Consider the following 12,648-nt stretch of genomic DNA (forward strand, 5'->3'; position numbering starts at 1 on the left):
GGCGCGGCTCACCAGGTCTCGCGCGCCCGCAGCAGCGACGCCGCGTCGCGGGCGGCTGCTGCGCAGGCGTCGGGCAGGGCGAGACCGGACGCGAGCCGCAGCGCGAGGGCTCCGGCGAAGAAGTCTCCCGCTCCGGTCGTGTCGAGGCCGTCGATCGGCGCGACGGCGATCGTCTCGCGCACCCGGCCGTCCCCCACGATTCGGATCGGGCGCGGCCCGTCCGTCAGGACGAGCCGCTGCGCCCGTCCCGCGGAGACCCGCACCGCGCGCGCCCAGACCTCCGCGAGCCCCAGGTCCGGACGCTCGTCCGCGGAGCAGACGAGCAGGGGCGCGGGATGGGTCCCCTCGCCGACGACCACGGGAACCTGCGCGAGGACCGGCGCGCCCTCGCCGACGAGCGCCGTCGCCCCGCCGGGCATCGCCGCGGCGGTGTTGACGTAGATCGCGTCGAACGGTGCCTGGCGTCCCGGTTCCGGCCAGATCGCCGGCGGCGCGGCCGCGGGCTGGTAGAGGATCGTGCGCTGCCCGTCGGGCTCGACCAGGATCTCGAGCGGCGTCGTCGCCGGATGGGCACGGACGACCGCCGTCGTCTCGATCCCGCGCGCGGCGACGTCCGCGACCAGGCGCGTGCCGCGCTCGTCCGCGGCGATACTCGTGGAGAGCCACGCGCGGCCGCCGAGCCGGGCGATCGCCGCCGCGGCATGGTAGCCGGCGCCGCCGGTGCGCTCTCGGGTCTCGCGGACCGCGAGCCGCCCGCCCGCGTGGAGCGGCTCGTCGAGGAGCCGGACGCGATCGCAATTGACGTTGGCGACGACGAGGATGCGCATGGTCAGCGGCTCGCGAAGGCGCGCTCGATCGAGCGGCGCGCCAGGAGGAAGGCCACGAGGACGGGAAGGATCGCGAGGCAGTTCACCGCCATCAGGGGCCCCCAGAGCGACTGCGCGCCCTCGATGTCCGAGAACAGCGCGACGCCCACCGTGAGCGTCTTCGTCTCGACGCTGCCGAGCGTGAGCTGGCCCCACAGGAAGATGTTCCACGCCCCCAGGAAGGCGAAGGCCGCGAGCGCGGGCACCACGTGCGCGACGTTCGGGAGCGCGATGTCGACGAATTGGCGCAGGAACCCGGCGCCGTCGATGCTGGCCGCCTCGAACATCTCCGAAGGCAGCGCCTTCATCGCCTGGCGGAAGAAGAAGACGTAGAAGCCGATGTAGGGGATCGACGGCACGATCAGCGCCGGCAGCGAATCGAGCGCGCCGAGCCGGACCACGACGAGGTAGGTCGGCACGATCACCATCACCGTCGGGAACGCCATCGTCACGATCACGAAGCCGAACGCGGCGTCGCGCCAGCGGTGGCGCCCCCGGGCGAAGGCGTAGGCGGCCGGCAGCGACAGGGCGAGCTTGCCCGCGGTGACCGCCGCGGCGGCGACGATCGAGTTCCACAGCCACCGCCAGATCGGGTAGGCGTCGGCCGCGGCGGCGAAGTTGGCGAGCGTGGGGCTCTCGGGCCAGAGGCGGAAGGGGCGCGCGAGGATGAGGTCGTTCGGTGTGAAAGCGGCGGCGAGCATCCACACGAGCGGGAAGACGGTCGCCAGGGAGGCGCCGGCGAGCGTCACGTGAACGAGGGCGCGCGCGACCGCCGCGCGGCGCCCGGCATGGGAGGCGTCACGCATAGGTCACCCTGCGCTCGACGAAGCGGAACTGCACCCAGGTGAGGATCGCCACGATCGCGATCGTCACGAGCGCGATCACGCTCGCCTGCCCGAACTGGAAGAACACGAGCCCCCTCTGCCAGAGCAGGTAGGGCAGGTTGGTGGTGCGCTCGAAGGGACCGCCGCCGGTGAGCACGTCGATGATCCCGACGATGTCGTCGAGCGTGGTGAACACGGTCGTCACCAGGATGAAGAAGGCCGTGGGCGAGGCCAGCGGGATGTCGATGTCGCGCACGCGGCGGAAGAATCCCGCCCCGTCGATCCGCGCGGCCTCGATCTGCTCCTTGGGGATCGTCATCAGCGCCGCGTACCAGAGCACGAGGTTGAGTCCGAACGTCTTCCAGAACGCGACGAGGGAGACGACCCAGAGCGCCGCGCGCGCATCCGTGTGCCAGCGCGACGGCGGCAGGCCGAGCGCCGTCAGCATCTCATTGAGGACGCCGTTGATCGGGTTGAGCAGCGGCAGCCACACGGCGCCCGCCACCGAGAAGCTGACGAGGGTCGGCGCGAACAGGCAGGCGTAGTAGACCGGCGCCGTTCGCGAGCCGGCGATCTCGCGCAGCCCCAGCGCCAGCGCCAGCGGCACCAGAACCTGTGCGGGCACGAGCACCAGGCAGTAGACGAGCGTGTTCCAGGCCGCCCGGCCGAAGGCGTCGCCGCCGAGCACGGCGGCGATGTTGGCGAGCCCGGCGAAGCGGAAGGTCTGCGTCGCCGGGTGATAGTCGAGGACCGCGAGCAGGCCCGACGCGGCGATCGGGAGGTAGAGGAAGGCGGCGACCGCGAGGACGGCGGGGGCGACGAGCCCCGCCGTCGAGAGCGCGCGCCGGTCTGCGGCGTCCATCAGGCCGCGATCAGCGCGGCGACCTCGTCCTGCGCCCGCGCCATCGCGACGGGGACCGGATCGACCCGCTCCAGCATGCGCGAGACGGCATTGCGCCAGGCGTTCTGCGCCTCGAACCCGCGCGTGCCGGGCCAGATCGTCTCCGCGGTCAGCCCGTCGGCGAGCTGCGCCTGCGCCGGCGCGATCAGCGGGGTCGGCGCCGCGACGTCGTGAACGGACGAGTTCAGGTAGCCCACGCCCGACCACAGGTCTTGGCCTTCCTGCGAGCCGCAGAACTCGAGGAAGGTCATCGCGGCCTGCGCCTGCTCCGCCTCGCGGGCGTAGACGGCGAGGAAGTTGCCGCCGCTGTTCATCCGCCGGGGGCGGCCGGGCACGCCCGGGAAGCGGGTCGTCGCCACCTCGAAGGGCGCCGCCTGCGGGTAGTTGATCACCCGCGTCGAGCTCGTCGTCACGATCGAGAGCGCGCCCGCGATGAAGGCGGCGTCCTGCTCGCGGCTGCCGACGGGGATCCAGAGCCCCTCGTGCGCCGGGACGCAGAACAGCTCCATGCCGGCGATCGATTCCGGCCGGGCGAGGCCGACCGCGCCGGCCTCGTCGATGACGGCGCCGCCGGCGTTCTGGACGAAGGACTGGCTCGTCCACTCGTTGTTGGAGAGGGCGAGCGGCGAGCGGAAGCTCGGATGCGCCCCACCGCCGAGCGCGGCCTGGAGCGCGCGGGCGCGCTCGTAGAGCCAGTCGGTGTCGATCTCCTCGGGGATCGCCTCGTCGAGACCGGCGGCGCGCCAATGCTCCATGTTGATGAACGTGATCGGCGTCGACATCGCCCACGGTACGCCGATCAGCGCATCGTCGACCGTGACCAGCGTGTGGACCGACGGCACGAAGTTGCCGATCAGCGCTTCGGCGCGGGCGGCGTCGATCTCGCGCAGGTCGCGGGCGCCGAGCGTGCGCTTCGCGTAGTAGCCGAACTTCCAGCCGGTGGTCATCAGGGCCGGAGGCCGGCCGGCGGAGACCGCCGCGAGGGTCTTGGCGGTCGCTTCCTCGTAGTTCCCGTCGAAGCGGTTCTCCACCGCGACGCCGAGGCCCTTCGCGTTGAACGCGTCGACGACGGCCTGGAAGGCGGTCTCGGGGCCGAAGTTGCTGGAGACGACGATGCGGGCGTCGCTGGCGCGAGCGCCGGTGGCCCTCAGCACCGCCGGGGCGGCGACGCCGGCGGCGAGCCCGGCGAGGAGCGTGCGGCGGGAAAGGCGCGTGCAAGGCATGGCGGGGACCTCCATTCGTGCGGGACCCCGCCGCCACTAGCCCGCGTCGGCGACAATGCTATGACATGAGATTATAGTTGGCTCACGACCCAATTATTCTTGCGCACCCGCGCGGGCGCCGCAGCCGCGGGTCAACCCTGGTGTCGGCCGTCGAGCGGAGCGCCCGGCCGCTCGTCGGCCGGCTGGGGCATGCCCTCCCGCACGAGCGCGCCGCGGCCTTCCGCCAGGAGACGGTTCGAGGCCGTCTCGATCGCCTCCTGCAGCTCGGCGAAGAACGCCTCCTTCGGCTTGCCCGGCGGGATCGGCGGCAACACCTCCACGACGATGGTGCCCGGGCGGCGCAGGAACTTGCGGCGCGGCCAGTAGACACCCGAATTGAGTGCGATCGGCAGGACCGGCACGTTCAGCCGGTCGTAGAGGTGGACGATCCCCCACTTGTAGGCCGGTTCCGCGCCGGGCGCGCGACGGGTGCCCTCGGGAAACAGGATCACCTGCCGCCCGGACGCGATCGCCTGCTCGGCCTTGATCGCGAGGTCGGCGAGGGCCGCCGAACGCCCCTTCCGGTTCACCGGCACGGAGCGCGCCTTCCAGGCGTACCAGCCGAAGAACGGGATCCACATCAGCTCGCGCTTGAGCACGTAGGCCGGGTCGTCGAGGATGGTGAGGAGCGCGAAGGTCTCCCACAGCGACTGGTGCTTCGACGCGACGAGGAGCCCGCCCGGCGGGACGTTCTGGAGCCCGCGCCAGGAGACCCGCGTCCCCGCCACCACGCGCAGGAGCCAGAGCGACGAGCGTGCCCATACCTTCGCCACGTCGCGGAACACGCTGCGCGGCATCGCCAGCGTCGGCAGTGCGACGATCATGCAGACGATGAGGTTCGTGTAGTAGAGCGTGTTGAAGGCGAGCGAGCGCAGGACGAGCATGGGGGCTTTCGGCGGCGAGCGGCGAGCGGCGTGTGTCGCGCCCTTCTAGCGACTGGCGCCGCCGAATCAAATCGCCGCGGCGAGCGCCGGCGCGACCGGCCGCTGGAAGCCGCTCATCATGTGCGCCGCCGGCGAACGCTCGGGGTCGCCCTCCACCGCCGTGCGCAGCCACACCGCCAGGAACTTGAGGTACTCGACCGCCAGCAGCCGCGCGGCGTTGGGCTCGTACCACCAAGCGGACGTGTCGAGGTTGGCGGGCGCGACCGCGTAGGGGGTCACGTCCAGGTCCGGCGAGGCGTTCGCGAGCTCGAGCAGCGTGCGCGGCATATGGTAGTTGGAGGTGACGACGATGAGTGAGCCGACCCCGCGCTCAGCCGCCCAGCGACGCGTCTCGATCGCGTTGCCGATCGTGTTGCGGGCGCGATGGTCGAGGTCGACGCAGCAGGAGAGGAGGCGCGCGTGGTCCGGGTTGAGCCGCGCGATCTCGTCGAGGGTGGTCGTCTCGTGCACGCCGGAGATCAGGAGCCGGTCGCCCTTGCCGCGGGCCAAGAGGTCGAGGGCGTCCGTGACGCGCTGCGAGCCGCCCGTGAGGGCGACGATGGCGTCCGCGGGGGCGGGCTCGACCATGTGGCGCTCGAGGGTCGCGACGAAGACGAGGAAGCCGAGCGCCGCCGCGACGGTCGCGAGGACGCCGGCGCAAAGCAGCGTCCCGGCCACGCGGCGAGCGAGCGAGCGGCGGCGAGGAGGCGTCATCGGAACCGCCTCCCTCCCGTCGAAGCCTGCGGGTGCGACGCCCGCCTCTGCCATGCGCGCCTGCCGAGCCATGTCGAGGCCCCAGCATAGCGCGGATTGCGGCGACCCGGTGACGGCGGAGCCGATTGGTGCGCGCTCATTCCGAATCGCCCGACAGGATGCGCCGCACGGCGACGCCGGACACGAGCGCGGTCACGCCGGCGACGCCGAGCGCGATGACGACGATCACCGCCGCCCCGCGCCAGCCCACTTCGAAGCCGCCGAACAGGGCCTCGATCTGGTCCCCGGCGGGGGAGGCGCGCCAACGCTCCGAGAGCCAGCCGAACAGCGCGAACAGCACCACCGCGAGCCCGCCGCCCACGGCTCCGCCCTTCAGCCCCATGCGCAGGAAGCGGTTCTGGAACTCGCGGGCGATGAAGGCGTCGTCGGCGCCGACGTAGTGGAGCACCTCGACGATGTCGCGGTTGCCCGCCATGGCGCCGCGGGTGGCGAAGGTGACGGCGAGGCCGGCGGCGGCGAGGACGAGAACGACGAGCGCGACGCCGACCGCCACCACGGTGTTCGCCATCGCCGAGAGCCGGGCGATCCATTGCCCGTGATCGTCGAGGCTCGCGCCGGGGATGTCGGCGAGCGATGCGCGCAGCGCGGTGAAGTCCGGGTCGGCGCCGGGCTCGAGCCGCACCACGACGAGGCGCGGCACGGGCAGCTCCCCGAGATCGAGCCCGGCGCCGAGCCACGGCTCGAGCAGCTGCGCCGAGCGCTCGGCGGAATAGGGCTCGGCATTCGCGACACCGGGCGTGGCGCGCGCCAGCGCCGCCGCCTGCGCGACCAGCGCCTCGACGTCGATCTGCGGGCGTGGGCGGATCTGGATCGTCGCCTCGCGCGCCACGCTCGCCCGCCAGGCGGCGGAATTGGCGGCGACGATCTCGGCGGCGCCGGCGCAGAGCGCGGCGAGGAAGGTGAGGATGGCGATCACGGCCATCAGCGCCCGGCTCGCGGCGGAATCGACCGGCACGAGCGGCGCGTCCCGGGTGAGCGACGGGGCGGCGACCGAGGAGGGCTCGAGCACCGTCGCCCGCGGCGCGCCGTGCCCGATCGCCAGCGGGGCGGGCTCCCCGAACCGATCGCCCGCGAAGCGATCGTCCCCGAACGGATCGTGGCCGCCGGGATCGTCGTCGCGCGGATCGGGCTCGAACGGGTCGGGGCGATGCGGGGGGCGCATGCGGCGTCCTACTCGTCGATGTGCAGATGGCCGTCGCCGAGCACCAGGCGGCGCGCGTCGACGAGATCCATCAGGGAGAGGTCGTGGGTGGCGATGACGACGGAGGTGCCGAGCCGGTTGAGCTCGATGAACAGGCGCAGCAGCCGGCGGGCGAGCCCGGGATCGACGTTGCCGGTGGGCTCGTCGGCGAGCAGCAGCTCGGGGCGGGTGATCAGTGCGCGCGCGATCGCCGCGCGCTGTTTCTCGCCGCCCGAGAGCACGGGGGGCATCACGTGCATGCGCCGGCCGAGGCCGACCCAGTCGAGGAGTTCCGTGACCTCGGCGCGGTAGGTCGCGTCCTCGCGGCCCTGGACGCGCAGCGGCAGCGCGACGTTCTCGTAGAGGGTGAGGTGGTCGAGCAGGCGGAAGTCCTGGAAGACGACGCCCATGCGCCGGCGCAGCTCGGTCAGGCGATCCTTGTCGATGCGGCTCACCTCCTCGCCGAAGATGGTGACGAGCCCGCGCGTGGGCGCGACCGACATCAGCATCAGCCGAAGGAGCGTCGTCTTGCCCGCGCCCGAGGGTCCGGTGAGGAACTGGAACGAGCGCGGGCCGATCGAGAAGGTGAGGTCGCGCAGGACCTCGGACCCGAGCCCGTAGCGCACGCCCACGTTCTCGAAATGCACGACGGGGATGTCCTCCGCGTCGGCGTCGAGCGCCGGCGGCGGGGCATCGTCGTCCTCGTCCTCGGGGTGGTCGAATTCGCCCTTCACGCGCCCTTAACCGAAACCTTCGCCAATGGGGAACCGCTTCCGCGTCCCGCCGGAGCGGGCGCCACCTGATTCGCCATGCTGATCACCTGTCCGTCCTGCGCAAGCGAATACGTCATCGACCCGGCGCATTTGAGGCCGACCGGGCGGACGGTGCGTTGCGCCTCGTGCAAGGCGACCTTCTTCGCCGAGGCCGAGCCGGAGACGGACGAGCTGATCTACGACGCCCCGCCACAGGAGGCTCTCCCGGCCGAGCCGGGGCTCGGGGGCCAGGACGACGTCGACGCCGCCTTCGCCATGGCCGGGGGATTCGACGACCGCGACCCGGAGGAGGGCGACGACGCCGGGGCCGAGCGCGATCTCGTCGTGGACGCCCAGTCGCGCCGGACGCGGCCCTCCGCCGCCGCGGCGCGCACGGCGCTCCGCGAGCGCGGCGCGCATCTCCTCGGCGGTCTCGGCCGCCGGCTCGCGAGCGCGCCGGTCCTCGCGCTCCTCGCCGTCGCGCTGCTCGTCGGGGCGATCCTCGCGCGCGAGAGCGTGGTGCGCGCCGTGCCCGACACGGCCGGGCTCTACCGCATCGTCGGGCTCGAGGTGAACCTGCGCGGGGTCGCGATCGGCGAGGTCGTCTCGCGGCGCTTCGAGGAGAACGGGGAGCGCGTGCTCGAGGTCGAGGGCATGCTCACCAACGTCGCCGGCGGGCGCCGCGACGTCCCGCCGCTCGCCATCTCGCTGCGCGACGAGACGCACACGGCGCTCTATTCCTGGACCATCGAGCCGCCCCGCGGGGATCTCGCGCCGGGCGAGACGACGCCCTTTCGCGCGAGGCTCGTTGCGCCGCCGGCCGAAGCGCGGCAAGTATTGGTCCGATTTGCGCCCGCTTCGGGCGCGACGATGGCCGGCGCGAGCCCCTGACGGGCGCGTTCCCGAAGAGCGAGCCCCTGGAGAGAAGGTCCCGACATGCCCGAATCACGCGTGCGCGTGCTGTTCGACGAGACGACGATCGCCAGGCGCTGCGAGGAGCTCGCTGCCGACATCGTCGCCGCCGCGCCCAAGGACCTGCTCGTCGTGGCGGTCCTCAAGGGCAGCTTCATGTTCGCCGCCGACCTGATCCGGGCGCTGCACCGGGCCGGGCTCGCGCCGCAGGTCGAGTTCATGCACCTGTCGAGCTATCGCACGGGGACGGTGTCGTCGGGCCAGGTGGCGATCCTGCGCGACGTCGAGAGCGCGATCGAGGGACGCGACGTGCTGCTCGTCGACGACATCCTCGAGTCGGGCCGCACGCTCGTCTTCGCCAAGGACCTCCTCGCCGCGCGCGGCGCCAAGCGCGTGCTCAGCGCCGTGCTGCTGGAGAAGCCCGGCAAGCGCGCCGTGCACATCGACGCGGACTTCGTCGGCTTCCGCTGCCCGGACATGTTCGTCGTGGGCTACGGCATGGACATCGCCCACTCCTATCGCCAATTGCCCTTCGTCGGCGTGATCGACACCGCCTCGACCGCGCCGGACCTGTTCGAGCCGACCTGAGGGAGGCCCGCGATGGCGAAGATCCTGCTCGTGGACGACGAGGAGCCCGTACGCGGCTTCCTCGCCCGCGGCCTCGCGCTCGACGGCCACGCCGTCGACACCGCCGAGAACGGCGCGGACGCGCTGGAGATGCTGACGGAGGAGGGCGCGGCCTACGACCTCCTGCTCACCGACATCCGCATGCCGATCATGGACGGCATCGCGCTCGCGCTCTCGGCCAAGCGCGAGAAGCCGGACCTCGTCGTCCTGCTGATGACCGGCTACGCGGAGCAGCGCGAGCGCGCCCGCAACCTCGAGGCCATCGTCACGGACGTCCTGACGAAGCCGTTCTCGCTCCAGGACGTCCGCGACGCGGTGGCGAAGGCTCTGGCGGGGTGAGGGCGGGCGTGGCGGCTCCCGCCCCATCGGGGCGGGGAAGATCCGCGCAGCGGATCAGGGGCGGGGTTCCTCGGCTCGACGCCGGCGGAGATTTCGGCTTCGCCGAAGCGCCTTTCGGCGCACCCCCTCCGTCTCGTCGGCTTCGCCGCCGATCCACCTCCCCCGATGGGGGAGGAGTGTCCTCAATGCCGCAGCGCGGTCGAGAACCCTCCCGAGCGGATGCGGTCGACCAGGCTCTCGGCGTAGGCGGCCGCCGCGTCCTCGCCGTAGGTGGAGACCAGCTCCTCGAAGCCCGAGAAGATCGCCGCGTGGGCGAGGCAGTCCGGGTCGAGGCCCTCGATCCGCCCCTCCGCGAACGCCTCCGCGAGCAGATCGAGCGCGTAGCGCTTCTCCGCCGCGGCGAGTTCGTCCTGTTCGTCGTGTCGTGGTTGCTGGTTCATCGCCCGTCCGGTCCCGCCGCCCGTCGTCGCGGCATGGGGCAGGACCCTATGAGATTCGCCGCGCCCCGGACAGGGAGCGTTTACGAAAGGGTTAACGGAATCGCGGCGATGCGTGGAAAACCCGCGCGGCGCGCCGGAGACGGCTCTCCTCCCTCATCCCGGCGGCTGCGTCGCCTCGCGCCGGGCGTGGGCGTCGAGGAGGCGCGCGGGCTTGGCGAGACGCCGCACCTCGCCCGAAACCGCGACCTCGCCGCGCTCGGCGTAGGCCTCGTGGTTCCGCTCGATGGAATCGAGGTCGTAGAGGTAGTTCACCATCGTGCCGGCGGCCTGGGCGAGGCCGCGCGGGGAGAGGTCGGCGAAGGCGTGCACCCGCTCGAGCCGGGCGCCGTTGCCGAGATGGAAGCGCGCCACCGGGTCGAGCGGCTTGCCGGAGGAGCCGCGCACGCGGGCGAGATAGGTGGCGCAGGCGGCGCGCAGCGGCTCGCGCAGGGCCTCGCGGGCGTCCTCGTCCGCCTCGAAGCCCTCGCGCCAGCGCTCCGCGAGGACGGCGCGCTCCTCCTTCGTCAGCGCCGGGTCCGCCCCGTCGGCGATCCGCCCGCGCAGCCAGGCGGCGAACCCGGGCACGGGCGAGAGCGTCGCGAAGGTACGCAGGGACGGCAGGTCGCGCCGGAGTTCCTCCACCACCTGCTTGATCAGGAAGGAGCCGAAGGTGACCCCGGCGAGCCCCGTCTGGCAATTCGAGATGGCGTAGAAGGCCGCGGTCGTCGCGGCGTCGGCGGGCAGCGGCGTGCGCCCGGCCGCCAGGATCGAGCCGATCGCACCCGGGATCTCGCGGCAGAGCGCCACCTCGACGAAGATCAGCGGCTCGTCGGCGAGCGCGGGGTGGAAGAAGGCGTAGAGCCGCCGGTCGGAGGGGGCGAGACGGCCCTTCAGGTCCTCCAGGTTCTCGATCCGGTGGACCGCCTCGTAGGCGACGATCTTCTCGAGCACGTTGGCCGGGCTCGTCCAGTCGATCCGGCGCAGGGTCAGGAAGCCGCGGTTGAACCAGGAGGCGAACAGATGCCGGAAGTCCGCGTCGACGTCCGCCAGCGCCGGCTCCTCGGGCATGGCGGCGAGCACGTCCTCGCGCATGCGCACGAGCGCGAGCGTGCCGCCGGGGGCGCGGTTGAGCTTGCGGAACAGGTCCTGCCGACGCGGCTCGGCGGCGAGGTGGAGCGCCATCGCCGTGCGCGGCCCGGGCGCCTGGGCGTACGCCTCGATGGCGTGCGCGATGCGCGCCTCCACGGGGCCGAAGCCGCTCGCCAGCAGCGCGAGGAAGCCGCGGCGCACCGCGAGCGGCGCCGCCGCGTAGGCCGCGAGCAGGTCCCCCGCGCGCGCCACGCTCGTCGCCTCGCCCGCCCCCGAGAGCAGCTCCTCGGCCAGCGCCGCGAGCGCCGGGGCGCTGCGCGGCTCCGCGCGACCGCCCGAGACGAGCGAGCGCCCGCGCTCGGCGATGCCCTGGAGCATGTCGGTGAAGAACGAGATCGTGCCGCCGGCCATCGGCCTCTCCGTCGTCCCAGCCGCCCGGGGTGAGGATAGGGGAGAGCGTGCGCCGCCGCCACGGGGCCGACCGGGAGGCGCTTCCTCGATTCGGACGACACGAGACCGGCGCGCGCCGCGTCGGGAGCCGGGCGGATTGCAAGCCGCCCGCGCCCGGCCTATGTCTCGCCCGAGGCCATCCTCCGGCGTCGCGATCGCCCGCGTCGGACGGCGAGAGACGAGCGCCCGGACGCGAATGAGCGACGAGACCCACCCCGACGACCGGCACGACGGGCCGGCCGCGACGGCCGTCGCGGGCGCGGTGAACCGCATGCCGCAGGGCTCGCGCCGCTTCGCCTGGATCGGCACGGCGCTCGGGCTCCTGCTGTTCGCGGGCTCGCTCGCCTTCCTGTGGCACGTCGTCTCGGATCTCGACTGGGCCGAGCTCAAGCGCGCCTTCGTCGCCGCGAGCGCCGAGCAGCTCTGGGCGGCGATCGGCTTCGCGACGCTGAGCTACCTGCTCCTGACCTGCTACGACGCGCTGGCGCTCAAGCAGCTGCGGCTGCGCGTGCCCTACCGCACGACGGCGCTCGCCTCCTTCGCGAGCTACGCCGTGAGCTTCAACCTGGGCTTCCCGCTGCTCACCGGCGGGACCGTGCGCTACTGGATCTACGCGCCCAAGGGCCTGCGGGCGAGCCGGGTGGCGAGCCTCACCGTCATCGCCGGGATCACCTTCTGGCTCGGCATGGGCCTCGTCCTCACCTGGACGCTGCTCGCCGAGGCGGGCGCGGTGGCGGCCCTGACGCGGGTGGGGCTCGCGCTCGTGAACCTCGTGGGCATCGGCGTCGGCGTCGCGCTCGTCGCGTACATGATCTTCGTCTCGCTCAAGCGGCGGGCGGTGACGATCCAGGGCTGGCGGCTCGAGCTGCCCGGCTTCCGGCTCTCGCTCGGGCAATCGATGATCGGCGCGGCCGAGGTCTGCGCGGCGAGCGCGGTGCTCTACGTGCTGCTGCCGGCGGGGCACGGGATCGATTTCGAGCTGTTCCTCGCGATCTACGTCGTCGCGGTGATGCTGGGCATCGCCTCGCACGCGCCGGGCGGGCTCGGCGTGTTCGAGGCGACGATGCTGCTGGCGCTCTCCGCGCTGCCGCGCGAGCAGGTCCTCGGCGCGCTCCTGCTCTTCCGAATCTGCTACTACTTCCTACCTTTCGTGGTGGCGCTGGCCCTGCTCGGCGCCTACGAGATCACCCGGCGGGCGAAGGCCCTGCGCAGCGTCCTCGAGCCCGAGGAGCCGCTGGCGTGACGCCCCCTTCGACGCCGCCCGACGGCA

General features: G+C 72.9%; 14 protein-coding genes. 4 read left to right on the forward strand and 10 right to left on the reverse strand.

The genetic code is table 11. From position 1 onward, the window contains the following. Positions 1-8: 8 nt before the first annotated feature. From AB9M23_RS00540 to ftsE, 8 genes are all read right to left on the reverse strand, one after another. Positions 9-827, reverse strand: coding sequence for a PfkB family carbohydrate kinase (locus tag AB9M23_RS00540; protein WP_372421598.1), 819 nt, complete (start codon positions 825-827; stop codon positions 9-11). Between the two features lie 2 nt (positions 828-829). Continuing rightward, positions 830-1,672: a carbohydrate ABC transporter permease gene (locus tag AB9M23_RS00545; RefSeq protein WP_372421599.1), complete on the reverse strand. Its 843-nt coding sequence runs from the start codon at positions 1,670-1,672 to the stop codon at positions 830-832. Beyond that, positions 1,665-2,552 (reverse strand): carbohydrate ABC transporter permease, encoded by an 888-nt coding sequence (locus AB9M23_RS00550; RefSeq protein ID WP_372421601.1) that lies wholly within the window; start codon positions 2,550-2,552, stop codon positions 1,665-1,667. Before AB9M23_RS00550 ends, AB9M23_RS00545 begins: the two co-directional genes overlap by 8 nt. Then, a complete protein-coding gene (locus AB9M23_RS00555) occupies positions 2,552-3,814 on the reverse strand; it encodes an extracellular solute-binding protein (protein WP_372421602.1) in 1,263 nt (420 codons plus the stop codon). The genes AB9M23_RS00550 and AB9M23_RS00555 overlap by 1 nt, the downstream gene beginning before the upstream one ends. 131 nt (positions 3,815-3,945) lie before the next feature. After that, entirely contained in the window at positions 3,946-4,737 is a 792-nt protein-coding gene (locus AB9M23_RS00560; RefSeq protein WP_372421604.1) for a lysophospholipid acyltransferase family protein, read from the reverse strand. A gap of 66 nt (positions 4,738-4,803) precedes the next feature. Then, positions 4,804-5,490, reverse strand: a complete 687-nt coding sequence (locus AB9M23_RS00565) for a YdcF family protein (protein WP_372421606.1) — start codon at positions 5,488-5,490, stop codon at positions 4,804-4,806. A 136-nt stretch (positions 5,491-5,626) separates the two neighbouring features. Beyond that, the gene (locus tag AB9M23_RS00570; protein WP_372421608.1) at positions 5,627-6,712 is read right to left on the reverse strand and encodes a cell division protein FtsX; all 1,086 of its coding nucleotides are present in this window, start codon (positions 6,710-6,712) and stop codon (positions 5,627-5,629) included. An 8-nt stretch (positions 6,713-6,720) separates the two neighbouring features. Next, positions 6,721-7,386, reverse strand: coding sequence for a cell division ATP-binding protein FtsE (gene ftsE, locus AB9M23_RS00575; protein WP_372422586.1), 666 nt, complete (start codon positions 7,384-7,386; stop codon positions 6,721-6,723). Between the two features lie 153 nt (positions 7,387-7,539). Here ftsE and AB9M23_RS00580 point away from each other — a divergent pair, with 153 nt between their 5' ends. The 3 genes from AB9M23_RS00580 to AB9M23_RS00590 are packed head-to-tail and all read left to right on the forward strand — an operon-like array spanning position 7,540 to position 9,360. Continuing rightward, positions 7,540-8,373, forward strand: coding sequence for a zinc-ribbon domain-containing protein (locus tag AB9M23_RS00580; protein WP_372421610.1), 834 nt, complete (start codon positions 7,540-7,542; stop codon positions 8,371-8,373). 45 nt (positions 8,374-8,418) lie between these two features. Continuing rightward, positions 8,419-8,982: a hypoxanthine phosphoribosyltransferase gene (hpt, locus tag AB9M23_RS00585; protein ID WP_372421612.1), complete on the forward strand. Its 564-nt coding sequence runs from the start codon at positions 8,419-8,421 to the stop codon at positions 8,980-8,982. A gap of 12 nt (positions 8,983-8,994) precedes the next feature. Beyond that, the gene (locus AB9M23_RS00590) at positions 8,995-9,360 is read left to right on the forward strand and encodes a response regulator (RefSeq protein WP_372421614.1); all 366 of its coding nucleotides are present in this window, start codon (positions 8,995-8,997) and stop codon (positions 9,358-9,360) included. A gap of 182 nt (positions 9,361-9,542) precedes the next feature. Here AB9M23_RS00590 and AB9M23_RS00595 read toward each other — a convergent pair whose 3' ends face one another. Together AB9M23_RS00595 and AB9M23_RS00600 are read right to left on the reverse strand one after the other, a co-directional pair. Next, positions 9,543-9,800, reverse strand: a complete 258-nt coding sequence (locus AB9M23_RS00595) for a hypothetical protein (RefSeq protein WP_372421616.1) — start codon at positions 9,798-9,800, stop codon at positions 9,543-9,545. Between the two features lie 153 nt (positions 9,801-9,953). Next, a complete protein-coding gene (locus AB9M23_RS00600) occupies positions 9,954-11,339 on the reverse strand; it encodes a malonyl-CoA decarboxylase (protein ID WP_372421618.1) in 1,386 nt (461 codons plus the stop codon). Between the two features lie 235 nt (positions 11,340-11,574). Here AB9M23_RS00600 and AB9M23_RS00605 point away from each other — a divergent pair, with 235 nt between their 5' ends. Beyond that, positions 11,575-12,621, forward strand: coding sequence for a lysylphosphatidylglycerol synthase domain-containing protein (locus AB9M23_RS00605; protein WP_372421620.1), 1,047 nt, complete (start codon positions 11,575-11,577; stop codon positions 12,619-12,621). Positions 12,622-12,648: the final 27 nt, after the last annotated feature.

It is taken from the genome of Salinarimonas chemoclinalis, from assembly GCF_041514305.1.
Taxonomy (GTDB): Bacteria; Pseudomonadota; Alphaproteobacteria; order Rhizobiales; family Beijerinckiaceae; genus Salinarimonas; species Salinarimonas chemoclinalis.

What these genes read in the sequence shown, in the direction of transcription:
- AB9M23_RS00565 (WP_372421606.1), bottom strand. Translation starts at nt 5,490, where the DNA reads ATGACGCCTCCTCGCCGCCGCTCGCTCGCTCGCCGCGTGGCCGGGACG.
- AB9M23_RS00595 (WP_372421616.1), bottom strand. Translation starts at nt 9,800, where the DNA reads ATGAACCAGCAACCACGACACGACGAACAGGACGAACTCGCCGCGGCG.
- AB9M23_RS00580 (WP_372421610.1), top strand. Translation starts at nt 7,540, where the DNA reads ATGCTGATCACCTGTCCGTCCTGCGCAAGCGAATACGTCATCGACCCG.
- AB9M23_RS00540 (WP_372421598.1), bottom strand. Translation starts at nt 827, where the DNA reads ATGCGCATCCTCGTCGTCGCCAACGTCAATTGCGATCGCGTCCGGCTC.
- AB9M23_RS00600 (WP_372421618.1), bottom strand. Translation starts at nt 11,339, where the DNA reads ATGGCCGGCGGCACGATCTCGTTCTTCACCGACATGCTCCAGGGCATC.
- AB9M23_RS00555 (WP_372421602.1), bottom strand. Translation starts at nt 3,814, where the DNA reads ATGCCTTGCACGCGCCTTTCCCGCCGCACGCTCCTCGCCGGGCTCGCC.
- AB9M23_RS00605 (WP_372421620.1), top strand. Translation starts at nt 11,575, where the DNA reads ATGAGCGACGAGACCCACCCCGACGACCGGCACGACGGGCCGGCCGCG.
- AB9M23_RS00550 (WP_372421601.1), bottom strand. Translation starts at nt 2,552, where the DNA reads ATGGACGCCGCAGACCGGCGCGCGCTCTCGACGGCGGGGCTCGTCGCC.
- AB9M23_RS00570 (WP_372421608.1), bottom strand. Translation starts at nt 6,712, where the DNA reads ATGCGCCCCCCGCATCGCCCCGACCCGTTCGAGCCCGATCCGCGCGAC.
- AB9M23_RS00560 (WP_372421604.1), bottom strand. Translation starts at nt 4,737, where the DNA reads ATGCTCGTCCTGCGCTCGCTCGCCTTCAACACGCTCTACTACACGAAC.
- AB9M23_RS00545 (WP_372421599.1), bottom strand. Translation starts at nt 1,672, where the DNA reads ATGCGTGACGCCTCCCATGCCGGGCGCCGCGCGGCGGTCGCGCGCGCC.
- hpt (WP_372421612.1), top strand. Translation starts at nt 8,419, where the DNA reads ATGCCCGAATCACGCGTGCGCGTGCTGTTCGACGAGACGACGATCGCC.
- AB9M23_RS00590 (WP_372421614.1), top strand. Translation starts at nt 8,995, where the DNA reads ATGGCGAAGATCCTGCTCGTGGACGACGAGGAGCCCGTACGCGGCTTC.